Raw genomic sequence first — 26,446 nt, 5'->3', positions numbered from 1 at the left:
CGTTTACACGCCCTCGCCTCATTTCAGACAGCAAATACAGGGCCCCATATTTGCAATTATGTTGCAAATATGGGGCCCCGCCTGCTTAAATCAAAGTTTGGTGGCCGATTTGGCCGCCGGATTGGGCTCCAGGTCCATCTCACACACCGGGCATTTACCGGGTTTGTCGCTGGCACTACCTTCGCAGCCCATGGGGCAGATATAGGCAGCCGTCACGGCGGGCGTGGTGGCAGTGCTATCGGTAGCTGCGGGGGACGTGGTGGCGGCGGCTTCCTGCGCGGCAGGCTTGGTTTCGCAGCTACTCAGCCCCACTACGGCTACCAGTGCACACAACTGCAGGGCGTGCTTCCAGGAGGAATACATCATCGGGCCGCTTACTTTTTAACGTCCGTGGTATTGTTGGAAGTCGCACCTTCGTTGGTGGCGCCGGTCGTCGTGGAGTTGTTCTGGGGCGCGGTAGTGGTTTTACGCACGCTCTCGATAGCCTCCGAACTGTTGGTCTGGGTGGCATCAGTGGCGTCAGCCGAGCGGTTTTCCTCAGCGGTGGTGCGCTTATTCTGGTTGGTTTCGTCCAGCGTTACTTCCGAGCTGATGGGCTCAGCAATGGCGCCGCCTTTGGCCTGGTGGGCCGCTTCGGCGGTGTGCTGGTCGAAGTTGTCGGAGGAGCGGCTGCCGGGCTCTACCATATCCACCGATACCTTTTTATCGGCCCGCCAGTCCGATGGTTCGCTGCTGCATGCGTTCAGGGCCAGCGTAGCTACGGCCAGGGCGGAAAGTACGAGTTGCTTGGTCATGTTGAAGGGTTCTGTTATCTACTTAACGGTGTATTCTGAGAGAAGGATTACCGGCCGCTTACGCTCCGGGCAACAGGTTTTTGCGCCGCAGCATTGAGTCGAACAGCTTCTGATCGGTGGGCGAGTTGAAAATCCGGTCGGGCACCTGAATGAAGATAGGCGTATCAAAGGTCTTGGCCACCCACAGGCGCCAGCCCTTTAGTTCCTGCGGCATTTCCGGGGCCTTCAACGACAACAGGTAGCCATCAGCCTCCCGTTTTACGTGACCAATCATGTCCCAGGTCAGGCGCATACCCTCTTTTTCGTTGCGTCGCAGCACAATCTGCTTGTTGTCGAACTCGTAGGCCAGCTTCTCGAACAGCGGCTTGGTTTGCTCCACCTGCGTCACGCCCGTTACCTGCGCCGAGCGGAACAGTACGTACAGCAACGTGAGCAGCAGCGCCACAGCTACCCACCACCACGAGGGCCAGATGAGGGCCGGCAGCAGGCCCAAGGCCAACGGAATAAGGGCGTACCACCACTCCCGCCGCCACACCCTGGCCATGGCAATTTTGGTGTACGTGTCGGTGTCGAGTTGGTGCTTTTTGGTACGAATGGCCAGGGGCGATGCGCCTTGCTGCTGTTGCTGCTGCCGGTAGCCGCCGCGTTGGTTAGGGAGTTGCATGATGGTTGAGTTGTCAGTTGTCAGTTGTTGGTTGCCAGTATCGTTCTGATAACTGACAACCAGCAACTGACAACTCATTAAAATGCTTTCAGGCTCATATCGAGGCTGCGGATGGAGTGCGTGAGAGCCCCCACCGAAATATAGTCAACGCCCGTCGCGGCCACCTCAGCAATGGTTTCCTCGGTGATGCCGCCGCTGGCTTCCAGCGGGAAGCGGCCGGCCACCAACGCCACAGCTTCGCGCAGTTGCGCAGGGCTCATGTTATCCAGCATAATCCGCTCGATGCCACCTGTTTTCAACACCTGCTGCACTTCGGCCAGCGTGCGGGTTTCTACCTCAATGGGCAGCTGCCGGCCAGTACGCGCCAGATACGCCTGCGAGGCAGCAATGGCCTGCTGAATACCGCCGGCATAATCGACATGATTATCCTTGAGAATAATCATGTCGAACAAGCCGTAGCGGTGGTTCACGCCGCCCCCGATGAGCACCGCCCATTTCTCGCAAAGGCGGAAGTTAGGCGTGGTTTTGCGGGTGTCGAGCAGGCGGGCTTTGGTGCCGGCCAGCAGGCTGTTGAGGTGAGCCGTGCGCGTAGCAATGCCACTCATGCGCTGCATGCAGTTGAGCACCAGCCGCTCCGCCGTCAGAATGCTTTGGGCGCGTCCCTCCACAATGAAGGCCACGTCACCGTACTTTACCAGCGCGCCGTCAGCCAGGTGCTGCTCTACCTGCAGCTCCGCATCTACCGCCCGGAAAATGTGGTGGGCCAGGGCTACGCCGGCCAGTACGCCTTCGTCCTTAATCAGCAGGTGGGCGCGGTTGCGGGCTTCGGCCGGGATGGCCGACAGGGCCGAATGGTCCCCGTCACCGATGTCTTCGGCGAGGGCCGTACGAATGAATGTATCGAGAGCTTCCGGGGTGAGGTAGGAGGGCATTTGCACGGCGCAAAAATAGCAAAAACAGGCCGTTTCCCGGTCCCCACTTCTGAAACCAGTTGTACCCGGGGCCGGGTCATGAAAAAAGCCCTGCGGAGGCTGTCCGCAGAGCTTTTAAAAGGAACTCGCTGCTTCAGGATAAAGCAGCTATTCTTTTGTAAAGTCGATAGTGGCAATTTTCAGGCCGCCGCCCACCTGTTTCATCTTTACAAACATGCGGTACGCGCCATCTTTTCCGGTGTATTTGCCCACGGCATAGGGCGTGCCTTCGTTGCTGCCGCCGTAGTGAATAAAATCAAAAGAAGCCGGGGAGTGCTTGGCGAAGAAGTCCTTCATTACAAACTCGGCCTGGGTGGCGCTGTAACTTTGCTTGTCTCCATCAAAGCTCAGTTCCACGGTAGGAGCAAAAAACTGGGCCAAGTCGTGAGAGGAGCTGCTGCGGATGGCACTGCGGACCGGCCCAAAAGCCTCGCCCTGGGCCATGGCCCCCATCGACAGCAACAGACCCCATACCAGCGTAAAGGCCAAAAAGAAAGTACGTTTCATGCTAGCGGTAAGAGTTCGTCATGCAGTTCGCTAAAATTATGCCAAGCTGGTATAAGTGGCGCATTCTTCTCCGCGGCCGTACTTCTCTGCGGCCAAGTTAGGGAAAACGTGGGCGTTTCGTCCCATCTGGCCTATCTTTGCTGCCATGAACAAACAGGTATTGTTGGTAATTCTGGACGGCTGGGGACTGGCGCAGAACAAAGAGGTATCAGCCATTGATCAGGCACGTACGCCATTTGTTGATTCCCTGTTTCAACGCTTCCCCCACAGTAAGCTTCAGGCCTCCGGTGAGGCCGTAGGCTTGCCCGATGGGCAGATGGGCAATTCCGAAGTTGGCCACATGAACATCGGGGCCGGCCGCGTGGTGTACCAGGATCTGGTGCGCATAAACAAAGCCATCCGGGAACGGAAGCTGGGCACTGTGCCGGCCCTGATGAAAGCCTTCGAATACGCCCGCCTCAACAACAAGCCGGTACACCTGATGGGGCTGCTCTCCGATGGAGGCGTGCATTCCCACCTAGAGCACCTGAAGGCCCTGTGCACCATTGCCCACGACCAAGATGTGCACAATGTGTTCATCCATGCTTTCACCGACGGCCGCGACACCGACCCCAAAGGCGGCGTGAGCTACGTGAACGACTTGGAGCAGCATCTGCAGCGCGGCGCCAGCGGCAAAATTGCGTCCATTGTGGGGCGCTACTATGCCATGGACCGTGACAACCGTTGGGAACGGGTAAAACTGGCCTACGACCTGCTGGTGAACGGTAAAGGGACACCCTCGCAGAACCTGATCCAGAGCATGCTCGACTCGTACAAAGAGGGCGTGACGGATGAATTCCTGAAGCCGCTGGTGAAAGTGGGAGCCGATGGGCAGCCGCTGGCCACCATTCAGGAGGGCGACGTGGTGATTTGCTTCAACTTCCGCACCGACCGGGGCCGGGAAATCACGCAGGCACTGACGCAGCAGGATTTCCATGCTTTCCAGATGCACCGCCTGAACCTGCACTACCTCACGATGACCAACTACGACGCTACGTTTACCGGCGTCACGCCCATCTTCGAGAAGGACAACCTGGAGCAGACGCTGGGCGAAGTGCTGGAGGCCAACGGCAAAACCCAGATCCGGATTGCCGAAACCGAAAAGTACCCGCACGTTACATTTTTCTTCTCGGGCGGCCGAGAGGTAGAATTTGAGGGCGAAAAGCGCATCATGCGCAACTCCCCCAAAGTAGCTACCTACGACCTCCAGCCCGAAATGAGCGCCTACGAGCTGCGCGACGCACTGGTACCGGAGCTCCAGGCCAAATCGGCCGATTTTGTGGTGCTGAACTTCGCCAACACCGATATGGTGGGCCATACCGGCGTGTTTGAAGCCGCCGTAAAGGCCGCCGAAGCAGTGGATGAATGCGCCAGAGCCGTGGTGGAAGCAGCCTTGGCGTCTGACTACGCCTGCATCATCATTGCAGACCACGGCAACGCCGACATGATGATTAACCCCGACGGCACGCCCAACACGGCCCACACCACTAATCTGGTGCCCTGCATTATTGCCAGCAACGACTACCACGGCACCGTGGCTGATGGTAAGCTGGGCGACATAGCACCCACCGTATTACAGCTGATGGGCCTGCCCCAACCGGAGGTAATGGGTGGACAGAGCCTGCTGCAGCCTGAAGCCACCCCGAATGCGTAAACCAAACCAGGTGTTGGTGGCTGGGCTGCTGACCCTGGCAGCGTGTGGCCCCGGCGACACCGCTACCGTGCGCCCTAACCCGGCCAACCAGAAGCCCGCGTACTTCAACCTGCTCAAGTTACTGAACGAGCAGAGCACCCAGTTGAACCACCGTCAGCCGACGGTGGAAAAGCAGGTGCTGCTGCGCGACGGTAACCGGGAAACTACTCGTGTTCCGAAAACTGACTGGGAAAAGGAACTACAGATTTTTCAGCAGGCCGACATCAATAAGCCGGCCCTGCGCGGCCTGTACGTCGTCGATTCCGCTACGCTTCCCTCGGGCCTGCGGCAGCGCACCTACCGCCGCCGCCCCGGTACCGACCATCCGGTGGAGCAACTTACCGTAGTAAGCCAAGGAAACGTGGTGCAGAGCATTACCGCCAACGTAGCCCAGGACAACCCGCTGGTATATTCGGCCAAAATGCTGGAACTGCGTCTACAACAGGGCCAGCTAACCAACTACCGAGTTATCGGTGTACAGAAACTCATCCTGTTCGACTCAGTGCGGTATGCAGTGCAAACCAACGTGCAGTAATATTCGCTGCTAGTTGTAAGCCAATACATTAAAACGGGCCGGCCATTCGAACTATCTAGTTCGAATGGCCGGCCCGTTTTAATGCCTCCTCTCAATCTACGTACGGCTCAACGTGTACCGTACTGAGGCGGCCGCTCTGGTACACCACTGACACGTAGTTGGTACGCTCTGAGTCACCGATCCGGACTTTGTCGGTGGTGCCGAGGGCGGGGCGGTGGGCGGTGGCCAGGCGCGTGCGCAGGCGACGGCCGTAAGCCGGCGCAAAATTGGTCACGACGGCGTCGCGGAGCAGGTCTTTCTCAGGCGCACGGTAAAATTCAAACACATTCCCCTGGTGGCGTACCAGTAGAATGGTATCCATCTGTCCGGCTTCGTAGAGGTTCCGGTAGGGTTTGCGCGACACTATTTTACCACCATTCTGCAGCAATTCCTGGACTGTAGGCTCCGGCCCGAAGGGTTGACCGGCCAGCGAATCGTTCGTAACGCGCACGAGGCGGGTGGGAGCCGGCAGCTGAGCCAACGGCCGGACGGGGCGGGTAGCGGAACCGGCCGGTTTGCGGGTAGGTAACTTTTCCCCATCTGAATCTCCCACGCAGGCACTCAGCAGCAGCGTCGCGTACAACGACGCGGCCGAAGCGGCTTTTGCAGACGAGAGAAACAGGGCGACCAGCATGCGTTTTTCCGACTTTATACGCAATACTCGCGCCGCCGGCTTTATTTGGGTCAGATATTCCGCTCAGCTGGTGTCAGTTGCCCGCCGAACCGCCCCTATTGCCCCATGAGCGTAGTCAGCACCCAACGCCGGCCGCCGTGGTTACGGTGCTCCCCCAGATAGATGCCCTGCCAGGTGCCCAGGGCCAATTCCCCGCGTGTAATCGGGACACTCACGGCGTGCCCCAGCAGGCTGGCTTTGAGGTGGGCCGGCATATCATCGGAGCCTTCCAGGGTGTGGCGGAAATAGGGGGCATTTTCCGGGGCTAGCCGGTTGAAAAACTGCTCGAAATCGTGCCGTACGGTGGGGTCGGCGTTTTCGTTGATGCTCAGGCTGGCGGAGGTGTGCTGGATGAAGAACTGCGCCATTCCCATCTGAATCTGTTCCAATTCGGGTAGTTCGGCCACCAGCAAATCGGTAATCAGATGAAAGCCCCGACTCACGGCCGGCAGCCGCAGGCGTTTCTGGAAGAAGTGCATAGGTTGGTTTAGCAGTAAGTAAAAGTATGGAGTAGTGAGACTTTCGCCCGATAACCAAAGAAAAAGTCAGTAGAACAAAAGTCTCACTACTCCATACTTTTTACTCACTACTCCCCTACGGATTTACCCGCTCATACGCCCCGATATCCGGGGTGGTGGGGTTGCGGGGGCGGTTGAGCAGGTCGGTGGTGAGGTCGGGCAGGGGCATGGCCTTGTTGCTGGCCGCCGACAGCGTATCGAGCTGGTAATCCAGCTTTTTGCCCCGGAACGGCGTGCTCTTAAACAGATAGGTGGGACCTTCGACGGGATTGAGGATGTTGCCGTTTTTGCGCTGGCCCAGCACGCCGGTGTTATCGTATTCACTGGTTTTTAGCACACTGTTGCTGATACTGATGTTGCCCGCGTACTGCTCTCCCTCCGCAAATGCCAACTCGTCCCCTTTCCGCATCGAGCCCCACACAATGGAGTTGCGCACCATAAGGCGTGGGTTCAGCGTCACCAGCCGGTCATTCACTTCAAGGGTACGGCCAAGGAACACAGAAGGCGTTTCACGGTTGGCCTGGGTAGTGTAGTTGGCGATGGTGCAGTAATCCAGCTGCACGCTGCTGCCTATCAACCCCACCAGTGCATATTGCTCACAGTTGGTTAATAAGGTATTACGAACTGCAAAGTCGCCAGCAACAGCATACAATGCGCTACCACCCAGGCTTGCTATGCCTAGCCCCGACAGCGCAAGCTTGGTGCTGCTGATGTTCTGAATAACCGCGTTTTCCACCGTCACGGCCGGGAAGGGCCGCAGGGCTTTGGGGTTGAGCACCAGCAGACCAAAGGAGCTGTTCTTGATTTCGGTGAAGCGCACCACGTTGTCGCGGCTGCTGGAGAGAAACCAGATGCCGGCCCACTGGCCCGGAATTTCCTGGTAGAACTCTTCGCGCCGGTCAGCCTGGAAGCGTACGAAATTGCGGTCCGTGGCTTTCAGCTCGTCGGTGGGCCGGAAATCGGCATTGCAGCGCAGGGTACCGCCCACCAGCAGCGCCGCACCGCCGTGGCTGTAGATGCGCGCGCCCGGCTCAATGGTCAGCGTCACGAGCGAATCCACGAGGGCGTAATCGAAGATGACGTGAGGCTTATCGGCCTTCCAGACGGTGTTGCGGCGGATTTCTTCCTGATTATGGAAGTAGGCGTTCTGGCCGTAGCTGAGCACTTTCACTACTTGCTCGTTGCCGTTGGTGCGGAACTTCAGGTCATCCACCACCAGAAAGGGCTTGAGGTCATTCGGCGTAGGGTCGATGGTGGCGCGCACCAGCACCAGCAGGCTGTCCTTGCCCCTGATTTCCACGTCGCGGGCCGCGAGGGTGGGCTGCCCATTCACCAACAGGCTGTACGTAATGCCGGGGCGGTTCTGCAGGCTGATTTCTGCCACCCGCACGGCGCGGGCGTTGCGGTTGTACACCCACAGCCGCTTGCTCACGGTGCCCACCGACACAAAAACGGTATCAAACTTCACCGTATCCAGCGCAAATGCAAGCCGAGCGCTGCTGTCAGTCGTCACGATGTCCTCCTTGGGCTCACAGCCGGGCAACAGTACCGTAAGGGCCGAAAGAACGAGCAGCAGCGGGAGCAGAAAGCGCATGATTTGGTTGGGGAGGAATGGAAGCTCTGTAAAAACGGTCATCCTGAGCTCGGCGAAGGACCTTATCACGTTACTACGAGTCCGTTCAGGAATGTTCCTGAACGTGATAAGGTCCTTCGCCGGGCTCAGGATGACAAACGGTTAGGACAGCAGGTCTATTATCCTACGCCTTCCTGCAAACGCTCGGCGCTTTCGGCCAGGCGCAGCTGCTCCACAAATTCGTCGATGTTGCCGTCCATTACCGAGGCTAGGTTATACACCGTGAAGCCAATGCGGTGGTCGGTTACCCGGCCTTGGGGGTAGTTGTAGGTGCGGATTTTGTCCGACCGGTCGCCGCCCCCAATCATGCTCTTGCGCTGGGCTCCTTCGGCCTCGTTCTTCTTGGCCAACTCGATTTCGTAGATGCGCGAGCGAAGTACCTGCAAGGCCTTGTCGAAGTTCTTGAGCTGCGACTTCTGATCCTGGCACTGAGCCACCAGGCCGGTGGGCAAGTGAGTAAGACGCACGGCCGAGTAGGTGGTGTTTACCGATTGCCCACCCGGGCCCGACGACATGAACAGGTCCTTGCGCACGTCGTTCATATCAATCTGCACGTCCAGCTCCTCGGCCTCAGGCATCACCACGATGGACGCCACGGAGGTGTGAATGCGGCCCTGAGTTTCGGTGGCCGGCACCCGCTGCACGCGGTGCACGCCCGACTCAAACTTGAGCTTGCCGTACACGTCCTCGCCCTTCACGGCCAGAATAATCTCCTTGTAGCCGCCCGAAGTACCTTCGGTGGCATCAATGAGGTCCATGCGCAGGTTGTTCTTCTCAGCGTAGCGCATGTACATGCGCTGCAGGTCGCCGGCAAAGATGGCCGCCTCGTCGCCGCCCGCCCCGGCCCGGATTTCCATGATAACGTCCTTGCTATCATTCGGATCCTTGGGGATGAGCAGCTCCTTAATGTACACTTCCAGGCGCTCCTGCTCGGGGTAGAGCAGTTCCAGCTCATCCTTGGCCATCTGGCGGAAATCCTCGTCCTTCTCGGTCGAAATCACCTCCTTGGCACCCTCGATGTTGGCCAGCACGCTCTGGTAGGCCTTGTACTCGGTCACGATTTTGCCGAGGTCCTTGTATTCCTTATTGAGGGCCTTGAAGCGTTTCATGTCGCTCATGGCTTCGGGTTGCGTGAGCTGCTCGCTCACGTCCTCAAAGCGCCGTTGGATGGCCTCCAGTTTATCTAGCATCTTGCCTTCAGAAAATGTATTGGGAGTGCAAAGGTACGGAAACGAAGTCGTTGGCAAATAAGGCGGAAGCATCTAACGGGGTGAGGAAGCCGGAACTGCTCGAACCGGTGTAGAGACGCGACACTTCGCGTCCCCCCGTTGAGCGACCAGCTCATGCCCGTCAAACAACAGCAGCAATCCTGAGACGCGAAGTGTCGCGTCTCTACACCGTTCTGAGGTTCGTATCACCTGGTAGAAATCGTAAATAATTCTTCCCCCGCACGTTGGCCGTTTGAAATAATTCCTACTTTGGCCAGCGTTAACTTCCTCAAGTATATGGTCCGGCCAAGTGCTGCTCCTGCTTTTCACCCCGCTTCGCCCCTCGTTCTGATGGGTACCGGCACTACTATTACCACAACCCGCTAGAGCGGGCTGCGGAACTCCTTACCCTTTTTGATTCGCCGCCCGCTTCGCCGGTACGCCTCCCGCCCAGGAGGCCCCGGGCCGAAAGCGGGTTTTTTTACGCCCATCACGCAACGACCTACTATGCAGGTACTGAAATTCGGCGGCTCCTCCGTCGCCACGGCCGACAACATGCAGCGGGTACTCGACCTGGCCCAGGCCGCCGCCCGCCAAGCCCCCACCGTGGTAGTGGTATCGGCCCTGGGCGGCGTTACCGACCAGCTGATTGCGGCCGGCCGCCGCGCTGCCGCCCACGACGACACTTACCGCCCGCTACTGCGCGAGCTGGAACAGCGCCACCTGGAGGCGGCCCGCGGCCTATTGCCCATTGCCGGCCAGAGCGCCGTGCTGAGCCAGGTAAAAACCAGCTGCAACGAGTTAGAAAACCTCTGCGACGGAATTTTTGCTCTGGGCGAGCTGTCGGCCCGCACCTTGGACCGGCTGGTGAGTTACGGCGAGTTGCTGTCGTCGAGGCTGGTGGCGGCGGGGCTGGCGGCCCGGGGCGCGGCCCACCAGTGGCTGGACAGCCGCCAGCTCATCCGCACCGATGCGCGCTACGGCCACTCCGCCGTGGATTTCGCCCACACCAATCCGCTTATTCAGGCCGCCGTAACGGGCGAGGTGCCGCTGTACGTAGCCCCCGGTTTCGTGGCCGCCGCCCCCGACGGCAGCACCACCACCCTGGGCCGCGGCGGCTCCGACTACACGGCGGCCATCTTCGCCGGGGCGCTGGGTGCCTCCACGCTGGAAATCTGGACCGACGTGAGCGGTATGATGACGGCCGACCCACGGCTGGTGCGGGCGGCCCGGCCCATCCCGCGCATCAGCTACCAGGAGGCCATGGAACTCTCGCACTTCGGGGCCAAGGTGCTGTACCCGCCCACCATTCAGCCGGTGATGCGGGCCGGGATTCCGCTCTGGATCAAGAACACCTTCGCCCCCACCGACGCCGGCACGCTGGTGGAAGTGGCTCCGCCGGTCAATCAGGAATTTGTGCGGGGCATTTCCAGCATCGGGCCCATTTCGCTGCTGCGGCTGGAAGGCAGCGGTATGGTGGGCGTGCCGGGCTTTTCCCGGCGGCTGTTTGCGGCCCTGGCCCAGGAGCAGGTAAACGTGGTGCTCATCACCCAAAGCTCCTCCGAGCACTCCATCTGCGTGGCCGTAAGCACCCCCGACGCCAACCGCGCCCAGCAGGCCGCCGACCAGGAATTTGCCGCCGAAATCGGCCGCGGCCTGCTCGACCCGCTCGACCGGGAGGATGCGCTGGCGGTGGTGGCGCTGGTGGGCGAGCAGATGAAAAACCACCCCGGCATCAGCGGGCGGCTGTTTGGGGCGCTGGGCCAGAATGGGGTGAACATCCGGGCCATTGCCCAGGGCTCGTCGGAGAAGAATATTTCGACAGTAATCCGGCAGCAGGATGTGCGCAAGGCCATCAACGTGCTGCACGAGACCTTCTTCGAGGCTACCACCCGGCAGGTGAACGTGGTGGTGGCGGGCGTGGGCAACGTGGGCCGCAAGCTGCTGGAGCAGCTGCAGCGCCAGCAGCCCTGGCTACGCGAGAAGCTGCGCCTGAACCTGCGGGTGGTGGGCCTGGCCAACAGCCGGCAGTTTGTGCTGCAGGAGGACGGCCTCGACCTGGCCGACTGGGAAGCCGCCCTGGCAGCCGGCCCGGCCCTGGACCTGACCCACCTCACCGACGAGTTGCTGGCCCTAAACCTGCGCAACACCGTATTCGTAGACGTGACGGCCAGCGCCGACGTGGCCCAGGTGTACGAGCAGCTGCTGACCCGCTCGGTGGCGGTGGTGGCCTGCAACAAAGTGGCGGCCTCGGCCGAGTACGCGCAGTACGCCCGCTTCAAAAGTCTAGCCCAGGAGTTCAACACCCAGTTTCTGTTTGAAACCAACGTGGGCGCGGGCCTTCCCATCATCGGCACACTGGGCGACCTGCTGCGCAGCGGCGACGAGGTGCAGCGCATGCAGGCGGTGCTCTCGGGCACGCTCAACTTTGTGTTCAACAACTACGACGGCACCAGGCCCTTCGCCGAGGTGGTGCGCCAGGCCCAGCAGGAAGGCTACACCGAGCCCGACCCGCGCCTCGACCTGACCGGCGTGGACGTGGCCCGCAAAATCCTGATTCTAGCCCGGGAAGCCGGCCACCCGCTGGAAATGCCCGACGTGCAGAACGCCTCCTTCCTGCCCGCCGCCTGCCTGGAAGGCGACGTACCGGCCTTCTACGAGCAGCTGGCCGCCCACGAGTCGCACTTCCGCCGCCTCTACGACGAGGCCGCCGCCCAAGGCTGCAAGCTCCGCTTCGTGGCGAGCTTCGAAGAAGGTTGGGCCCGCGTGGGACTGCAAAGCGTGGCCCCCGGTCACGACCTCTACAGCCTGCAGGGCAAAGACAACGCCGTGCTGTTCTTCACCAACCGCTACGTAGAGCAGCCCCTGGTTATCAAAGGGGCCGGCGCCGGCGCCGAGGTAACCGCCTCCGGCGTGTTTGCCGACGTGTTGCGGGCCGCGCATTGATAAAATTGAGTTCTGAATGATGAATTATGAGAGATGAATTGGCAGACCGGCCATGCTACGCCCAGCCACGATACCACCCATTTCTACATCATTATTAATTGATTACATCCATCGACAGCCCATCATTCATAATTCATCACTCAACTCTACCCACCCATGTCGTTCAATCAATTCGACTCTCATAATTCAACTCTCAACTCTAACACCGTCTCTCTCCTTGCCCCGGCTACCGTGGCTAATGTGGTGTGCGGATTTGACGTGCTGGGGTTTGCCCTGCACGAGCCCAACGACGAAATGCACCTGCGCCTGACCGACGAGCCGGGGGTGCGCATTGTGAACGAGGACGACTTTGGCCTGCCCACTGAGCCCGCCCGTAACGTGGCGGGGGCGGCGTTGCTGGCCATGTTGCGGACCGCGCCCGAGGTGGCGGGCGTGGAGGTACGCATCCGCAAGCACATCCGGCCGGGCAGCGGCATCGGGAGCAGCGCGGCCAGCGCGGCGGGGGCCGTGGTGGGGCTGAACCACCTGCTTGGTAACCGATTCACGCAGGCTGAGCTGGTGGAGTTTGCCATGTACGGGGAGGAAGTGGCCTCCGGCGTGCGTCACGCCGACAACATCGCCCCGGCCATCTACGGTGGTGTCACGCTCATCCGCTCCACCACGCCCGCCCCCGACGTGGTGCCACTGGATGCCCCGCCCTTATTCGTGACGGTAGTGCACCCCCAGATTGAGGTAAAAACCTCCGACGCCCGCCAGATTCTCAAGCAGCAGGTGCCCCTGCGCGACGCTGTGCGGCAGTGGGGCAACGTGGGCGCGCTGGTAGCCGGTCTGCTCAAACACGATTACGCCCTCATCGGTCGGGCCCTGGAAGACGTGATTGTGGAGCCCGTGCGCAGTATCCTGATTCCGGGGTTTGAGCAAGTGAAAAGCGGCAGCCGCGCCGCCGGGGCGCTGGGCGGCGGCATTTCCGGCTCGGGCCCCTCCCTGTTCATGCTCAGCCAGCACGAAGCCACCGCCCAGGCCGTGGCCAAGGTAATGCGCACTACCTACGAGCAGCTGGGCCTGGATTACTATGTGTACCAAACGACCATTAACACAACCGGCTGCCGGATTCTGCCTGATGTAGAGACGCGACACTTCGCGTCTCGTCGTTGAACGACCCGGACTTGCGCCAACCAACCAACCAACCAACCAAACAACATCAGCAACGAGAAGACGCGAAGTGTCGCGTCTCTATATCGGCCTTCACCACTCAACCGCCATGCACTACTATAGCCTCAACCGCCAATCGGAGCCCGTTGATTTTCGGACGGCGGCCGTGGCGGGGCAGGCCCCTGACGGGGGCCTGTACTTCCCCGAAACCATTCCGCGCTTCCCGGCCGAGTTCCTGACCCGGCTGCCCCACCTGACGCCGGCCGAGCTGGCCCTGACTGTGCTGCGACCCTACGTGGGCAGCGCCATTGCGGAGCCGGAGCTGGCCCGCATCTGCGCCGAAACTGTGGATTTCCCGCTGCCCGTGGTGCCCGTAACGGACCGCATCAGCGCGCTGGAGCTGTTTCACGGGCCCACGCTGGCGTTCAAGGACGTGGGGGCGCGGTTCATGAGCCGCTGCCTGGGCTACTTCTCCCGCCACGAAACCCGGCCCGTTACGGTGCTGGTGGCTACCTCCGGCGACACCGGCGGGGCCGTGGCCAGCGGGTTTCTGGGAGTGCCGGGCGTGGAGGTGGTGATTCTGTATCCGCAGGGCCGGGTGAGTCCGGTGCAGGAGCAGCAGCTCACGGCCCTGGGCCAGAACATCCGGGCCCTGGAGGTACGCGGTAACTTCGACGACTGCCAGCGGCTGGTGAAGCAGGCCTTCCGCGACGACGCGTTGCGCCAGCGGCGGCAGCTTACCTCGGCCAACTCCATCAACGTGGCCCGCTGGCTGCCCCAGCAGGTCTACTACGTGGCGGCGCTGGCCCAGTGGCCCCACGCGCAGCCACCGGTGGTGGCCGTGCCCAGCGGCAACTTCGGCAACCTATGCGCCGGGCTGCTGGCCTACGCCTCGGGGCTGCCGGTGACCCACTTCGTGGCGGCCTGCAACCAGAACAACACCGTGCCCCGCTACCTGCAGTCGGGCCACTATGCCGCCCAGCCGGCCGTGGCCACCCTCTCCAACGCCATGGACGTGGGCGACCCGAGCAACTTCGGCCGCATGCTGGAGCTGTTCGGGCACCAGTACCCGGTGCTGCGCAAGCTGCTGAGCGGCTACACCGTGTCGGACGCCGACACCACGGCCACCATTGCCCGGGTGTCCCAAGAAACCGGCTACGTACTCGACCCGCACGGGGCCGTGGCTTACTTTGCGCTGGAAGATTATCTGCGCCACCACCCGGCCCAGCGCGGCCTGTTCCTCGAAACCGCCCACCCGGTGAAATTCCCTGAGGCCGTGGAAGCCGCCACCGGCCAGCCGGTGCCCCTTCCCGCCGAACTAGTCGACCTTATGAGCCGACCCAAGCAAAGTACCTTACTGGAGCCGGAATACGAAGCCTTGCGGGCATATTTGTGGGAGTAAATGCGTTGTTGGCTGTTACGCTACTGGTCATTACCCGCCCTGTCATTCTGAGCAGAGCGAAGGACCTTATCACGCTGCAATGCACTGTTTGAAAGCAAACCAAACGTGACAAGATCCTTCGCTCTGCTCAGGATGACAGGTGATTTCTCCACTCCATACCTCCCACCCATGCGCCCACTCTTCCGCTCCCTCCTGCTTCTGCCCCTGCTGGCGGCCTGCCGGCCCGACCAAGTAGAACACCTCAGCAACACCAAGGAGCTGGCCGTGGAGGCGGCAAACTGGGAAGTCAAGCGCATCATGCCCAAAGACCTGCTACGGGCCACCCGCTGGGCCGGCGACTCGCTCACGCGCACGGCCGAGCGGGAGCTGCGCACAGTGCTGGCCCAGAAGCTGCAGGAAGGCGGCGTGGCCGCCGCCCTGCCCTACTGCCGCCCCGAAACCCTACCCGCTACCGACTCGCTGGCGAAGGTATTGCAGGCTTCCCTCAGCAGAGTAAGCAACCGCTCGCGCAACCCGGCTCACCAGGCTTCCCTCACGGCCGCCGAGCAAAATCCCGCCGACACCACCCGCCACGTGTCCCGCCCCGGTAACGAGCTATTTACGTACCAGCGCCCTTTGGTGCTGCAGGATAAGCTCTGTCTGCGCTGCCACGGAACAGTAGGCCAGGATATTCCGGTCGCCGATTATGCCCTGATCAAAAAGCAATACCCCCAGGACCAGGCCACCGGTTACCAGCTAGGCCAGCCGATGGGCGTATGGCGCGTGAGCCTGCAACGTTCCGGCGTGGCCGAGCACTGGACGATGAAAACCCGTAAGGTGATGAAGAAACGTAAGCCACTATTTTAGCTGCCCGAGCCAACCTTCGAAGTCGCTTTTCAGTTTGCGCTACCTATGACTTCAGCCAACTCTACACAACTTCCCATTATTATCATCGGTGCGGGTATGGCGGGCCTTTCCTGCGCCAACTACCTGCACCGCGCCGGCCGACCCGTGCTGGTGCTGGAAGCCGCCGACGCCGTGGGTGGGCGTGTGCGCACCGATGTGACGCCCGAAGGCTTCCGCCTCGACCGGGGCTTTCAGGTACTGCTTACCCGCTACCCCGAAGTGGAGCGCCTCATCGACTACGGGGCGCTCCACCTGAAGGCCTTCCGCTCCGGGGCCGTCATCCGACTTCCCGATGGCAAGCAAACCACCCTGCAGAACCCCTTGCAGCAGCCCGCTGCGGCTTTTTCAGCCCTTACCTCGCGCATTGGCTCTTTGCCCGATAAGCTGCGCATCGTGAGCATGGTGCAGCACGTGCGGCGGTTTACCAGCCAGCAGCTGCTGAGCCGCAACTCCACCAACGAGGTGGACACGCTTACCTTCCTACGCCAATATGGCTGGAGCGAGCAGATGATTCAAAACTTCTTCCGGCCATTTTTTGGGGGCGTATTCCTGGACCGCGGCCTAAGCACGGCGGCCAATTTCTTTGAGTTCGTGTTCAAGCAGTTTGTGGAGGGCGAGGCCGTAGTGCCGGCCCTGGGCATGCAGCAGATTCCTGAGCAGCTGGCCGCCCGCCTGCCCACCGGCACCGTGCGGCTGAACACGCCCGTAGCGACCCTGGAAGGCACCAGCGTCCAGCTTCAGAGCGGCGAAACGCTCCGGGCATCTACCGTAGTGTTGGCCGTGGATGGCGAAGCCGCTGCCCACCTGCTGCCCGAGCCGCCGGTGTCCACGCCACCGCGGGCCTGGCGGCGCACCACCTGCACGTACTTTGCCGCCCCCGCCGCCAAAGGCCGCGCCGACAAGCTGCTGCGGCTCAACGCCTCCTCCACGGCCTTGGCCCACAATGTGGCTTTCCCCTCGGATGTAGCCTCGGCCTATGCTCCGGCCGGCCATCGGCTTGTTTCGGTGAGCACCCACGGCGAGCATGGCCTCTCCGAAGCCGACCTTACCGCCCGGCTCCGTCAGGAGCTAACCGACTGGTTCGGCCCCGAGGCGGCCCAGTGGCAACACCTGCGCACCTACGACATTCCATACGCCCTGCCTGAATACCCGGCCGGACAGTCGGTACGCCAGTCGCTCAAAATTCAGGACCACCTTTACCGCTGCGGCGACTACGCCGCCTACCCTTCTCTCAACGCCGCCCTGGCTTCCGGCCGCGAAGTAGCCGAAATGCTCTTGGCCAGTTAACCGGCCCGTACCCAGAAAGAAGAACGCCATTCCGAGTTAGAATCGGAATGGCGTTCTTCTTTCTGGGTACGGAATTCTGTTGTCGGCGTGCTCTAGAACTGTAGCTCCAGCTGAGCCGGGCAGTGGTCTGAATGCACGACGTCGTGCAGTAAATCGGCGTGGCGAATGTGCGGCACTAAGGCATTATCTACCAGCAGATGATCCAGCCGCCAACCTACATTACGGGCCCGAGCCCCACCCCGGTACGTCCACCACGAGTACCGGTCGGGCACAGGGCCGTGGTGGTGACGGAACGAGTCGGTAAAGCCGTCAGCCAGGAAGTCCTTGAACCACTGCCGCTCCTCGGGGGTGAAGCCGGGGCTATTCTGGTTGGTCTTGGCGTTGCGAATGTCAATTTCTGCTTGGCAGCAGTTGAAATCCCCGGCAATAACCAGCGGCGGCACACCGGCCGCCTGCAGCTCCTGCACGTAGCGCCGGAAAAAGCGCAGCCACTCCACCTTAAACGCCTGCCGCTCCGGCCCACTGGTGCCGGAAGGCATGTAGGTATTCAGTACCGAGCAATGCTCGAAATCCAAGCGCAGCACCCGCCCCTCGTCGTCGTAGCAGCCCTGGCCGCAGCCTTCGGTCACGGCCTGAGGCTTTTCCAGCGAGAAGATGGCCACACCGCTATACCCCGGCTTCTGGGCTGGATACAGGTAGGCGTGGTAGCCCAGTTCCGTCAGTGCTGACACATCGAGCACCTCCCGACCGGCCTTGATTTCCTGTACGCAAAGCACATCGGGCCGCGTTTGCTGCACCCATTCGGCCAGGCCTTTGCTGAGGGCTGAGCGTAGCCCGTTGAGGTTATAGGAGATGATGTTCACTTACAGCTGTTCCTGTTCGTCGAAGTATTCCAGCATGTGCCATTTCAGCATCCGCTCCTGCTCCTTCAGATTGCTGAAGGGCAGTTGCTGCAGCAGGCGGTAGTGGGGCCAACCCTCCTCGTCTACCCGTTCCAGCTCATAGTATCCCGAAATGCTGAACAACCGACAGGTAGCAATATGCATCAGGTCCTGCTTCTGCTCTTTGGTGAACGGCCCGGCTCCCTGCCCCAGCTCCTGCACCCCAATAAGCAGCAGTAGCGCGTTGATGTCGGGCTTTTTGCCGAAGCGGACGCGCAACTCGTTCATCAATTCCCACCAGCGCTGCTCAAACTGGGCTTCGGTTTCCTGCGGGTCCAGCATTACGCGTCGTGCGAATGCTCGGGGGCAGGCGTTACGGCCTCCTCCTTCAGGGCCTCCCAATACTCCACGGCCCGGCGGAAGTGCGGAATCACAATGCTGCCCCCGATGAGGTTGGCAATGGCAAACACCTCGTATACTTCCTCGTCGGTGAGCTTTTCCTCAAAGCATTTGCCCAAGTGATACTTGATGCAGTCGTCGCAGCGCAGCACCATGGAGCAGGCCAGGCCTACAATCTCCTTGGTTTTCACGTCGAGGGCCCCCTCCTGGTAGGTATTGGTGTCGAGGTTGAAGAACCGCTTGATGACCTTGTTATCGGCCGCCAGGATTTTTTCATTCATCCGCTGGCGGTAATCGTTGAATTCAGAAACGAGGCTCATATAAATGGGCGTAGTTGAAGCGTGAGCAGCACCCGGACGGGCGCTTTTGAAAGTCGGCTTTAAACCCTAAAATTAGGGAGAAGTTTCCCACGGCCCGCGCCGTGCCCGCTATTCGCCCGCTATCCGTTCTTTGCTGATGCCGTTACCCGCTATCCTCTCCGATTTCGTCGGGCTCATTTTCCCACGCGTGTGTCTGGCCTGCCACGACCCGTTGGCTCGGGGCGAAGACCACCTCTGCACCGGCTGCCGCGCCCAGCTGCCCTATGCCGACTATCACCGCCTCCCCCCTGACCAGAACCCGCTGGCCCGCCGTTTCTGGGGCAAGCTGCCCGTACAGCATACGCTCAGTTACCTGCGCTTTCAAAAGCACGGCCGGGTGCAGCACCTGCTCCACCAACTCAAGTACCAGGGCCAGCAGGACGTAGGCCGCGTGCTGGGCCGCTGGTACGGGCAGGAGCTCACGGAAGCCGGACTGCAGGCTGCTTTTGACCTCATTGTGCCGGTGCCGCTGCACGCCCGCAAGCTGGCCCAGCGCGGCTACAACCAAGCCGACAGCTTCGCTGAGGGCCTGGCGCAGGGCCTGCAGCTGCCCTGGCACGCCGCCGCCCTGCACCGCGTTATGAACACTAAGTCCCAGACCCGCAAAAACCGCATGGAACGCTGGGAAAACGTGGAAACCGTATTCGAAGTGGCCGAGCCGAATCTAGTACACGGCCAGCGTGTTCTGGTGGTTGATGACGTACTGACCACCGGTGCCACACTCGAAGCCTGCTGTGCCGTGCTCCTCGCCGCCGGAGCCCGCGAAGTCAGCATCGCCACCATCGCCACCGCCGACCGCTAATCACGGATGTAGCCGGATTTTCCGGATTACACGGATTCGTTCTACTGACCAGGGGCGACTAATATCGTCCTACACCAATTTTAGGATAACGCTGGCCGGCCAGCCATTTCGAAATATTGTCAGGTTTGTCTTTACCACGGAAGCCATAAAACGAAAACAGCCCACTCGATTGAGTGGGCTGTCTGCATTAAGAACGAATCCGTGATGCTTATTTGTTCGAGCCGGCGTTGATCATGGCGCAACGGAAACCGATGGTAGCGGTAGCCGAGTCTTCGGCCATGAAACGACGCGTACCGGGCGAGAGCCAGTAGGCTACATCGCGCCATGAACCGCCTTTGTACACGCGTACGTGGTCATCGATGAGCGACTGGTAGCCTTTCTTGTCGTACTTCTCGGTGGGGTCAAGGAAGCCGTTCCGACGGAAGGGGTTCAGATCTTCCACGTCTTCGTACGAGAGCGGGCGGTAGATATCCTGCACCCACTCGTTCACGTTGCCCGACATGTTGTACAGGCCGTAGTCGTTAGGCGGGTAGTTGTAGATGTACTCCGTAATCATGGCGCCGTCGTTGAGCGAGCCAGCAATACCGGCGTAGTCACCACGGCCACGCTTGAAGTTAGCCAGGAACTGGCCCATGCCTTTGCCGTACGGGTTCCGCACCTGACGACCATCCCACGGGTAGATGCGCTTGTTCTCCTGGTTTTCGTTGCCGGTTTCCTGGGTCCCGATGAGAGCTTGGGCTGCATACTCCCACTCTGCCTCGGTAGGCAGGCGGTAGTTGGGCAAGGTGTTGCCGTTCTCGATGGCAATCTTGGTGCCGCCACCGTCTTCTGACGTGCCTTCTGCCGCGTCGCCGCTGTCGCCTTTCTTCTTCTTTCTGCCGAACAGTCCGCCGCCGCTGCTGCTGCCGCTGTCGTCACCGCCGCCGCTCTCGCCGGCCAGACGCTCGTTTACCTTAGCCGTACGCCAGGTGCAATAGTCGTTGGCCTGCAACCAGCTCACGCCCACCACGGGGAAGTAGCGGAAGCCGGGGTAGCGCAGGTAGTAATCCACGTAGGGGTCGTTGAACGACAGCTCACGGGCCCACACGGTGGTGTCGGGCAAAGCCGACTGGTAGAATTCTTCCGACGAGTCCTTGCGCACGTAGTGCAGGTACTCCAGCCAGTGGATGTTGGCCACCTCGGCTTCATCCATATAGAAGGAAGCCAGCGTGACGGTGCGCTCCATGTTGTCGTGGGTCATGGCAATGTCCTCTTCGGCAGACCCCAGCACGGTGCGGCCACCTTCGATAAACACCAGACCGGGGCCATCCGGGATGCCTTGGTAGTCAGACACCTTCATACCTTCCTCGGTATTGTACTCAATGCCCGTCGTGGAGCTGTACTTACCGGGTTTGGTAGCCGTGGGCGGACCACCTTTACAGGCGGCCAGGGCGCAGGCTCCCACTACAGCAAAGCGCAGGTACTTGGAAAAATTCATGATCAAGTTGAAACTACCTGTTAGAAAAGCGTTTAGACAAGGCAAGTCGGCTGCAATAATACAAAAATTTAGAAGGCTGGGCAAGGAATTATCGGGTAATTACGGCGTTTTAGCCGACGCCAGGCCGCTTCCAGCGAATCGAACTCTCGTAGGGCCAGCGAAATTTCGTGGGTCCCACCCAAATCGTTGCTGAACCGGCTGAGGCTCATGTCGTAGCTGTAGCCTAGCCGAAAGCTGCCCACGCTTACCCCGGCAATAGCCGTTAGGATCTGCTGCGGCCGCGTTGCGCCGGGTAGCGGCAGGCCCCGGTACACGGCCCCGAGCGTGAGCGGGGTCGTCGTAAAGTACAACCCGGCTTCCGCCCGTTGGGTGCCGCCCTGCCGGGTGTAGCCGGCCGTTGGCGCTAGGCTGATTTCCCGATCCTGTTGCTTTTCAGTTGTCCGGGCAAAGTACAGTTTATATCCTCCCTGCAGGTTAAGGCGCAGCGGCAGCGTGGTTTGCGTGACGAAAGCCAGATCCGGTTGGTTTAGGTGGTGGGCCGCAACGCCCAGCCAGAACCGCTCCCCATACAGCAGCCCGCCTACGCTGCCCGTCACGTAATGCACCGGCTGGTAATCGGCTACCTCCAGACTGAATTCGCGCTCCACCCCGTCATCTCCCAACTGGTCGCCAAATACCAGATTGCCGTAGCTCACGCGTTGCAGGCCGTAGCTCACCGAGGCCCCGCCGCTCAGGCTCAACTGTTCGTTCAGCCGCAGGTGGTAGGCATACACACCGCCCGCCTGGAAGCGCGTGTACCCCACGCCGCCCGTCCGGTCGTAGTTCACCAGCAGGCCGGCGGCGCTGCGCTGGTCCCGGAAACGGTAGTCGGCGGCCAACTGGCTGGTTTGAAAGGTGCCGGCCAGTGTGGGAAACTGGTTGCGGTAGCTGAGCGTCACGCTGTAATCGTCGAGCAGGCCGGCGTAGGCCGGGTTCAGCTGCATTCGGTTGGCGTAGGGCTGGGCAAAATAAAGGTCCTGGGCATGCGCACCGGTTACGCCCGTTACGCAAACGGCCAGCAGCAGCCCCCGTTTCCGGAAGCGCAGGCGCTGAGCATGCTGGACCTGACGTAAACCTCTCATAATGCTGCTACCATAACGTGCGAACCGGAAGCTTTGGTACGCGTTGGTCCACTGCTACGCGTGTAAAGTGGCATTTTCTTTCCTGATTTTCGGCACCAAGCCCACTAGCCGGTGCGTTTATAGCAACTTCTGGCCCGGTTTTTTACTCTTCCGGCCGGGCTTCCGGCTGGTTTCGTTTTACTTTTGCCAACTGCCTTACCCAGCTGACTGCCACCTTTTTCCGCCGTTACGCCGGTTTCTGCTTCTCCCTTCCTCCTACCACTATGCGCAAATTCTTTGTCGGATTGCTGATTTTCCTGGTTCTGCTAGTAGCGGCCCTGGCCCTGGCCCCGGTACTGTTCAAGGATAAGATTAAGGCTGCTTTAGACCAGCAACTGGCCCAGCGGGTGCGGGCCAAGGTGGAGTACGACCCGGCTAATGTGGACGTGACCCTGCTCAGCACCTTCCCCGACTTGGCTTTGCGCCTGAACCAACTCCGCGTGATTGGCCAGGATTCCTTTGCCCGCGATACGCTGGCCTACCTGCCCGAGGTGCGGGTGGGCCTGGACCTGATGAGCGTGGTGCGCGGCAGCCAGATTAAAATCAAGAACATCACGCTGGAGCAGCCCGACCTGCATATTAAGGTGTTGAAAAGCGGCCGGGCCAACTGGGACGTGTACGTGTCGGACTCGGCGGCGGCGGCCAAGGGGCAGGATACTACGGCCGTGAGCCTGGCCATTCAGGGCTGGCATATTAATAACGGCCGCCTGCGCTACGAGGACCTGAGCATTCCCTTCGGCATGCAGCTGCGGGGAGTGAACCACTCGGGTTCCGGCGACTTCGAGCAGAACATCTTCGATATGGTCAGCCAGACCACGGCCGAAAGCTTCTCGATGCAGTACGACGGCACCGAGTACGTGACCAACAAGCGCCTCGACGCCGATGTGACCCTGGCCATGAACCTGGACAAGATGCTGTTCACGTTCAAGGACAACAAGGTGAAGCTGAACGACTTTCCAGCCACCTTCCAGGGCACCATCGGGCTGCCCAATGACACCGACATCACCTATGACCTCACCTTCAAGGCCCTCGAAACCGACTTCAAAACCCTGCTGAGCCTGGTGCCCGGGGCCTACAACGCGCAGTTCAAGGACCTGAACGCCAGCGGTAAGGTGGCCTTTGATGGTTATTTCAAGGGTGTACAGAACGCGGTGAAGATGCCCGGCTACGGCGTGAACCTGCAGGTGAAGAATGGCAGCTTCAAATACCCACAGTTGCCCCAGCAGGCCCGCAACATCAACGTAGACATGGTGGTGGATAACCCCTCGGGCTTCACCAACAACGTGAAGGTAAACGTGAAGCAGTTTCACTTAGACTTGGGCACCAACCCCATCGACGGCAACGTGGCCATCGACGGGCTGGAGCCGATGAAGGTGGACGGCCGCGTGAAGGCCAACGTGGACCTGGCCGAAATGATAAAGGTGTACCCCGTGCAGGACCTGCTGCTGCGCGGCAAGCTGTTCGTGGATGCTACGGCCAAGGGCGTGTACTCGAAAACCCAGATGCCCGTGGTGCAGGCCCGTTTGAATCTGACCAATGGCTACGTCAAGAGCAAGCAGTTCCCGGCATCCATTGAAAACCTAACCCTCAACGGCACCGTCACGAATCCCACCGGCCAACTCAACGACACCCGCGTGAGCATTCCGCAGTTCCGGATGCTGCTGGACGGCGAGCCGCTGGAAGGCCGCGTGGCCACTCAGGGCGTGGATAAGCTTGCCTTCGATACCGACGTGCACGGCACCGTGGACCTGACCAAGCTCACCCGCATCTTCCCGCTGCAGGGCATGACCGTAACGGGCCGCCTCAACGGCAACGTGGCGGCCAAAGGCAACATGGCCGACATCGAAGCTGGCCGCTACCAATCAGTAGTAGCCTCGGGCACGGTGAATGCCCGCAACGTCACTTACAAGAGCACCGACCTGCCCCAGGGTATGAAAGTGACCCAGGCCACGGCCACCTTCAACAATAACCAGATTGCCCTCCGGAACATGACCGGCTCGGTGGGTTCGTCGGATATTGCGGCCTCCGGCACCCTGTCCAACTACATGGGCTACCTGTTCACGCCCGGCCAGCCGCTGCGCGGCGCCCTCACCGTGAACAGCTCCCGCTTCAATGTAAACGAGTGGATGGTGGATGAAGTGAGTGGCCAGACCACTGCTATCGGCGGCACTGCCCCCGCCACCGCCCAGGGCGTTCTGCAGATTCCCAAGTTTGTGGATCTGGCCCTGAACTCCACCGTGGGCCAAGTGGTGTACGACAACCTGAAGCTGGATAACGTGAAGGGCACCGTCACCGTTCGCGACGAGACGGCCACCCTCTCCAACCTGACCTTTAACACCCTCGGCGGCGCGTTTGCCACCAACGGCAGCTACAGCAGCAAAAACCTGGCGCACCCGAAATTCAACTTCGGGCTCAACATCAAAAATCTCAACTTCCAGAACGCCTTCAAGGCCTTCAACTCCATCAAGACGCTGGTGCCGCTGGCCTCGCAAGTAGATGGCATCTTCTCCACTAACTTTAACGTGAGCGGGGAAATGGGCCCCGATATGATGCCCGTGTACAGCACCCTCACCGGCAAGGGCCTGTTTGAAGTAATAAGAGCCGCTGTAGGCAACTCCACTGCGCTCAACCAGATCAGTAACCTGACCCAATTCCAGGAGTTAAAGCGACTGGTAGTGGAGAACAAGGATGTGGCTGCCGAAATTCTCAATGGCAACTTCATCGTAAAGCCCTTCGACTTCACTGTGGGCCAGATCAAAATGACAGTGGGTGGTTCCAGCAATGTGAACGGCAACCTAGAATACGTAACCGCCCTCAACGTGCCCACCGGCCAGGTTGGCAACCAGCTCAACAGCAAGCTCACCCAGCTGACCGGCGTGCAGAACCTCAAAGGCACTGACCGTGTGACGCTGGGCCTTAATATCGGCGGCACTATGAAAAACCCGGTGGTGAAGCTCACCACTGGTAGCGTGAAAGCCCAAGCCAAAGACCTCGTCCAGAATATCGTGCAAGCCAAGGTAGATGACGCGAAGCTGCAACTACAAGCCCGCGCCAAAGTCGCTCAGGACAGTCTTCAGCGCGAGTTGCAGCGCAAGCAGCAGGAGTTCACGCTCAAGGCACAGCAGGAGCTGGAAAAGAAGCGCCTCGAAGCCCAAGCTAAGTTGCAGGACAAAGCCAAGCAGGGCCTCAACAACATCCTTTTCGGCAAACCCAAGCCGGCCCCCAAACCCGCCGAAGCTCCCAAGCCTGATCCTTCTCCCACCGAAGAACCCAAGGCGCCTACCCAAACCGATAGCACCGGAACGGGACAATAGAATTTTAGCCTACGCGTTGAAGCGGCTTTACCTGGCCAGCTTCTTGCTACACCCAGGCAGCTGATACCTCGTACAGGTATCAGCTGTTCTTTTTTGTCCAAACCGTTCTTCCCATGACTGTTTTTCGCCCCTTCGCATACGCGCTCTTATCGGCCCCCCTATGGCTGGCCGCCTGTAGCAACGACAATAACTCGGCTGGCAATGCCAAACTTGAGGTGCGCTTGATGGATGCCCCCGGCGACTTCCAGTCCGTGGTACTGGATGTGCGTCAAATTGAAGTACACACCTTGGATGAGGGCAACCCCGACGGGTGGCAGACGCTCCCGTTCCAGGCCCAAGCCATCAACGTGATGGAATACGTTAACGGTCGGTCGGCCTTGCTAGTTAATACCGATTTCGCCGCCGGCGACCTGAAAGAAATTCGCCTGTTGCTCGGCCCCAACAGCTACGTCATCGGCCGGGACGGTCAGCGCTATGATCTGAAAACGCCCAGCGGCCAGACCTCCGGGGTGAAGCTCAAGCTGGACAAAGCCACGCTCCGCAACCGGGAAACCTACCAGCTCCTGCTGGATTTCGACGTAGCGAAGTCCATCGTAGAGCGCGGCAACTGGAACCCCAACAACGATAAGAAGGAACGGTATCTGCTCAAGCCTGTAGTGCGGGTGGTTGCCCAAGATATTAAAGGTGGTCTGCGCGGGACAATAACACCGGCAGCGGCCCTGCCGCAGGTGTTGGCTATCCGTTCTTCCATCACCTTACCCGACACGTTCAGCACTACCGCTGATGCGTCCGGCGCGTTTCAACTCTACGCCTTGCCCTCCGGCACTTACCGCGTCGAGCTCTACCCGACTACTGTTGCACCAGTTGGCCAACCTGCGTACAAGAGCAAGGTATTGCCTAACGTAAACGTGGTCAACGACCAAAGCACTGATCTGGGCCAAGTATCGTTGAATTAGTAAGGCATTGAAGGCCATAGAACTTTTCCGGCCACACTGAAAAGCATCATAAAAAAGGTCCGCACTACCATTCGGTAATGCGGGCCTTTTTTATGGCTCTATTCCGCCAGTAAGCACACCATAGAACTTCTCACTGCCTTTCCACTCCGCGC

At 60.3% G+C, this 26,446-nt stretch carries 24 protein-coding genes; 10 read left to right on the top strand and 14 right to left on the bottom strand.

Annotated features, from left to right (window positions below; translation table 11 throughout):
* Positions 1-90: 90 nt before the first annotated feature.
* The 5 genes from HSW_RS01600 to HSW_RS01580 form a co-directional block, all read right to left on the bottom strand.
* Positions 91-366 carry a heavy metal-binding domain-containing protein gene (locus tag HSW_RS01600; protein ID WP_044000557.1) on the bottom strand — a complete coding sequence of 92 codons (276 nt, stop codon included), beginning with the start codon at positions 364-366 and terminating at the stop codon, positions 91-93.
* A gap of 8 nt (positions 367-374) precedes the next feature.
* A complete protein-coding gene (locus tag HSW_RS01595) occupies positions 375-794 on the bottom strand; it encodes a hypothetical protein (RefSeq protein WP_044000556.1) in 420 nt (139 codons plus the stop codon).
* A gap of 58 nt (positions 795-852) precedes the next feature.
* Positions 853-1,458, bottom strand: coding sequence for a hypothetical protein (locus HSW_RS01590; protein WP_052346756.1), 606 nt, complete (start codon positions 1,456-1,458; stop codon positions 853-855).
* Positions 1,459-1,535: 77 nt separating this feature from the next.
* Positions 1,536-2,390, bottom strand: coding sequence for a carboxylating nicotinate-nucleotide diphosphorylase (gene nadC, locus HSW_RS01585; protein WP_044000555.1), 855 nt, complete (start codon positions 2,388-2,390; stop codon positions 1,536-1,538).
* 147 nt (positions 2,391-2,537) lie between these two features.
* On the bottom strand, positions 2,538-2,936 hold the full coding sequence (locus HSW_RS01580) for a DUF4783 domain-containing protein (RefSeq protein ID WP_052345997.1): 399 nt from the start codon (positions 2,934-2,936) through the stop codon (positions 2,538-2,540).
* Positions 2,937-3,081: 145 nt separating this feature from the next.
* On the opposite strand from HSW_RS01580, the gene gpmI reads away from it, so the two are divergent.
* Positions 3,082-4,629 (top strand): 2,3-bisphosphoglycerate-independent phosphoglycerate mutase, encoded by a 1,548-nt coding sequence (gpmI, locus tag HSW_RS01575; protein WP_044000554.1) that lies wholly within the window; start codon positions 3,082-3,084, stop codon positions 4,627-4,629.
* Positions 4,622-5,203 (top strand): hypothetical protein, encoded by a 582-nt coding sequence (locus HSW_RS22370; protein WP_052345996.1) that lies wholly within the window; start codon positions 4,622-4,624, stop codon positions 5,201-5,203. Before gpmI ends, HSW_RS22370 begins: the two co-directional genes overlap by 8 nt.
* Positions 5,204-5,294: 91 nt before the next feature.
* Here the strand turns inward: HSW_RS22370 and HSW_RS01565 are convergent, their stop codons facing one another.
* The 4 genes from HSW_RS01565 to prfA all read right to left on the bottom strand — a co-directional run bounded on the left by HSW_RS01565 (position 5,295) and on the right by prfA (position 9,256).
* Positions 5,295-5,876, bottom strand: coding sequence for a hypothetical protein (locus HSW_RS01565; RefSeq protein WP_044000553.1), 582 nt, complete (start codon positions 5,874-5,876; stop codon positions 5,295-5,297).
* Between the two features lie 95 nt (positions 5,877-5,971).
* A complete protein-coding gene (locus HSW_RS01560; RefSeq protein WP_044000552.1) occupies positions 5,972-6,394 on the bottom strand; it encodes a secondary thiamine-phosphate synthase enzyme YjbQ in 423 nt (140 codons plus the stop codon).
* Positions 6,395-6,509: 115 nt separating this feature from the next.
* A complete protein-coding gene (locus HSW_RS01555) occupies positions 6,510-8,027 on the bottom strand; it encodes a hypothetical protein (RefSeq protein ID WP_044000551.1) in 1,518 nt (505 codons plus the stop codon).
* A 158-nt stretch (positions 8,028-8,185) separates the two neighbouring features.
* On the bottom strand, positions 8,186-9,256 hold the full coding sequence (gene prfA / locus HSW_RS01550) for a peptide chain release factor 1 (RefSeq protein WP_044000550.1): 1,071 nt from the start codon (positions 9,254-9,256) through the stop codon (positions 8,186-8,188).
* A 525-nt stretch (positions 9,257-9,781) separates the two neighbouring features.
* On the opposite strand from prfA, the gene thrA reads away from it, so the two are divergent.
* The 5 genes from thrA (at position 9,782) to HSW_RS01525 (ending at position 16,946) form a co-directional block, all read left to right on the top strand.
* The gene (gene thrA, locus HSW_RS01545) at positions 9,782-12,220 is read left to right on the top strand and encodes a bifunctional aspartate kinase/homoserine dehydrogenase I (RefSeq protein WP_044000549.1); all 2,439 of its coding nucleotides are present in this window, start codon (positions 9,782-9,784) and stop codon (positions 12,218-12,220) included.
* Between the two features lie 156 nt (positions 12,221-12,376).
* On the top strand, positions 12,377-13,375 hold the full coding sequence (locus tag HSW_RS01540) for a homoserine kinase (protein WP_052345995.1): 999 nt from the start codon (positions 12,377-12,379) through the stop codon (positions 13,373-13,375).
* 106 nt (positions 13,376-13,481) lie between these two features.
* Positions 13,482-14,774, top strand: coding sequence for a threonine synthase (thrC, locus tag HSW_RS01535; RefSeq protein WP_044000548.1), 1,293 nt, complete (start codon positions 13,482-13,484; stop codon positions 14,772-14,774).
* A 168-nt stretch (positions 14,775-14,942) separates the two neighbouring features.
* Positions 14,943-15,620 (top strand): Tll0287-like domain-containing protein, encoded by a 678-nt coding sequence (locus tag HSW_RS01530; RefSeq protein WP_044000547.1) that lies wholly within the window; start codon positions 14,943-14,945, stop codon positions 15,618-15,620.
* A 45-nt stretch (positions 15,621-15,665) separates the two neighbouring features.
* Entirely contained in the window at positions 15,666-16,946 is a 1,281-nt protein-coding gene (locus HSW_RS01525; protein ID WP_044000546.1) for a protoporphyrinogen/coproporphyrinogen oxidase, read from the top strand.
* Positions 16,947-17,038: 92 nt separating this feature from the next.
* Here HSW_RS01525 and HSW_RS01520 read toward each other — a convergent pair whose 3' ends face one another.
* Genes HSW_RS01520 through HSW_RS01510 form a run of 3 tightly spaced genes read right to left on the bottom strand, consistent with a single transcriptional unit; the run spans position 17,039 to position 18,546 of the window.
* The gene (locus HSW_RS01520) at positions 17,039-17,809 is read right to left on the bottom strand and encodes an exodeoxyribonuclease III (protein WP_044000545.1); all 771 of its coding nucleotides are present in this window, start codon (positions 17,807-17,809) and stop codon (positions 17,039-17,041) included.
* Complete coding sequence (locus HSW_RS01515) at positions 17,810-18,169, bottom strand: hypothetical protein (protein WP_044000544.1); 360 nt, start codon at positions 18,167-18,169, stop codon at positions 17,810-17,812.
* Positions 18,169-18,546, bottom strand: coding sequence for a carboxymuconolactone decarboxylase family protein (locus HSW_RS01510; protein WP_044000543.1), 378 nt, complete (start codon positions 18,544-18,546; stop codon positions 18,169-18,171). The genes HSW_RS01515 and HSW_RS01510 overlap by 1 nt, the downstream gene beginning before the upstream one ends.
* Before the next feature lie 136 nt (positions 18,547-18,682).
* On the opposite strand from HSW_RS01510, the gene HSW_RS01505 reads away from it, so the two are divergent.
* Positions 18,683-19,387, top strand: coding sequence for a ComF family protein (locus tag HSW_RS01505; RefSeq protein WP_044000542.1), 705 nt, complete (start codon positions 18,683-18,685; stop codon positions 19,385-19,387).
* 208 nt (positions 19,388-19,595) lie between these two features.
* On the opposite strand, the gene HSW_RS01500 is transcribed toward HSW_RS01505, so the two are convergent.
* A complete protein-coding gene (locus tag HSW_RS01500) occupies positions 19,596-20,864 on the bottom strand; it encodes an SUMF1/EgtB/PvdO family nonheme iron enzyme (protein ID WP_044000541.1) in 1,269 nt (422 codons plus the stop codon).
* Between the two features lie 68 nt (positions 20,865-20,932).
* Positions 20,933-21,985: a PorP/SprF family type IX secretion system membrane protein gene (locus HSW_RS01495; RefSeq protein WP_052345994.1), complete on the bottom strand. Its 1,053-nt coding sequence runs from the start codon at positions 21,983-21,985 to the stop codon at positions 20,933-20,935.
* Positions 21,986-22,248: 263 nt separating this feature from the next.
* Between HSW_RS01495 and HSW_RS01490 the strand changes: the two genes are divergently transcribed.
* Both HSW_RS01490 and HSW_RS01485 read left to right on the top strand, forming a co-directional pair.
* Positions 22,249-25,338, top strand: a complete 3,090-nt coding sequence (locus HSW_RS01490; protein WP_052345993.1) for an AsmA family protein — start codon at positions 22,249-22,251, stop codon at positions 25,336-25,338.
* Positions 25,339-25,451: 113 nt separating this feature from the next.
* A complete protein-coding gene (locus HSW_RS01485) occupies positions 25,452-26,294 on the top strand; it encodes a DUF4382 domain-containing protein (protein WP_044000540.1) in 843 nt (280 codons plus the stop codon).
* Positions 26,295-26,446 lie beyond the last annotated feature (152 nt).

This window comes from Hymenobacter swuensis DY53 (assembly GCF_000576555.1).
Classification (GTDB): domain Bacteria; phylum Bacteroidota; class Bacteroidia; order Cytophagales; family Hymenobacteraceae; genus Hymenobacter; species Hymenobacter swuensis.
This window is presented reverse-complemented; position numbering and strand designations above follow the sequence as displayed.

Coding starts and splice junctions, on each gene's coding strand:
- HSW_RS01555 (WP_044000551.1), bottom strand. CDS start 8,027: ATGCGCTTTCTGCTCCCGCTGCTGCTCGTTCTTTCGGCCCTTACGGTA.
- HSW_RS01560 (WP_044000552.1), bottom strand. CDS start 6,394: ATGCACTTCTTCCAGAAACGCCTGCGGCTGCCGGCCGTGAGTCGGGGC.
- HSW_RS01525 (WP_044000546.1), top strand. CDS start 15,666: ATGACTTCAGCCAACTCTACACAACTTCCCATTATTATCATCGGTGCG.
- nadC (WP_044000555.1), bottom strand. CDS start 2,390: ATGCCCTCCTACCTCACCCCGGAAGCTCTCGATACATTCATTCGTACG.
- HSW_RS01565 (WP_044000553.1), bottom strand. CDS start 5,876: ATGCTGGTCGCCCTGTTTCTCTCGTCTGCAAAAGCCGCTTCGGCCGCG.
- thrC (WP_044000548.1), top strand. CDS start 13,482: ATGCACTACTATAGCCTCAACCGCCAATCGGAGCCCGTTGATTTTCGG.
- HSW_RS01490 (WP_052345993.1), top strand. CDS start 22,249: ATGCGCAAATTCTTTGTCGGATTGCTGATTTTCCTGGTTCTGCTAGTA.
- HSW_RS01515 (WP_044000544.1), bottom strand. CDS start 18,169: ATGCTGGACCCGCAGGAAACCGAAGCCCAGTTTGAGCAGCGCTGGTGG.
- HSW_RS01590 (WP_052346756.1), bottom strand. CDS start 1,458: ATGCAACTCCCTAACCAACGCGGCGGCTACCGGCAGCAGCAACAGCAG.
- HSW_RS01510 (WP_044000543.1), bottom strand. CDS start 18,546: ATGAGCCTCGTTTCTGAATTCAACGATTACCGCCAGCGGATGAATGAA.
- HSW_RS01500 (WP_044000541.1), bottom strand. CDS start 20,864: ATGAATTTTTCCAAGTACCTGCGCTTTGCTGTAGTGGGAGCCTGCGCC.
- HSW_RS01580 (WP_052345997.1), bottom strand. CDS start 2,936: ATGAAACGTACTTTCTTTTTGGCCTTTACGCTGGTATGGGGTCTGTTG.
- HSW_RS01505 (WP_044000542.1), top strand. CDS start 18,683: ATGCCGTTACCCGCTATCCTCTCCGATTTCGTCGGGCTCATTTTCCCA.
- HSW_RS01600 (WP_044000557.1), bottom strand. CDS start 366: ATGATGTATTCCTCCTGGAAGCACGCCCTGCAGTTGTGTGCACTGGTA.
- gpmI (WP_044000554.1), top strand. CDS start 3,082: ATGAACAAACAGGTATTGTTGGTAATTCTGGACGGCTGGGGACTGGCG.
- HSW_RS01595 (WP_044000556.1), bottom strand. CDS start 794: ATGACCAAGCAACTCGTACTTTCCGCCCTGGCCGTAGCTACGCTGGCC.
- prfA (WP_044000550.1), bottom strand. CDS start 9,256: ATGCTAGATAAACTGGAGGCCATCCAACGGCGCTTTGAGGACGTGAGC.
- thrA (WP_044000549.1), top strand. CDS start 9,782: ATGCAGGTACTGAAATTCGGCGGCTCCTCCGTCGCCACGGCCGACAAC.
- HSW_RS01485 (WP_044000540.1), top strand. CDS start 25,452: ATGACTGTTTTTCGCCCCTTCGCATACGCGCTCTTATCGGCCCCCCTA.
- HSW_RS22370 (WP_052345996.1), top strand. CDS start 4,622: ATGCGTAAACCAAACCAGGTGTTGGTGGCTGGGCTGCTGACCCTGGCA.
- HSW_RS01530 (WP_044000547.1), top strand. CDS start 14,943: ATGCGCCCACTCTTCCGCTCCCTCCTGCTTCTGCCCCTGCTGGCGGCC.
- HSW_RS01495 (WP_052345994.1), bottom strand. CDS start 21,985: ATGAGAGGTTTACGTCAGGTCCAGCATGCTCAGCGCCTGCGCTTCCGG.
- HSW_RS01540 (WP_052345995.1), top strand. CDS start 12,377: ATGTCGTTCAATCAATTCGACTCTCATAATTCAACTCTCAACTCTAAC.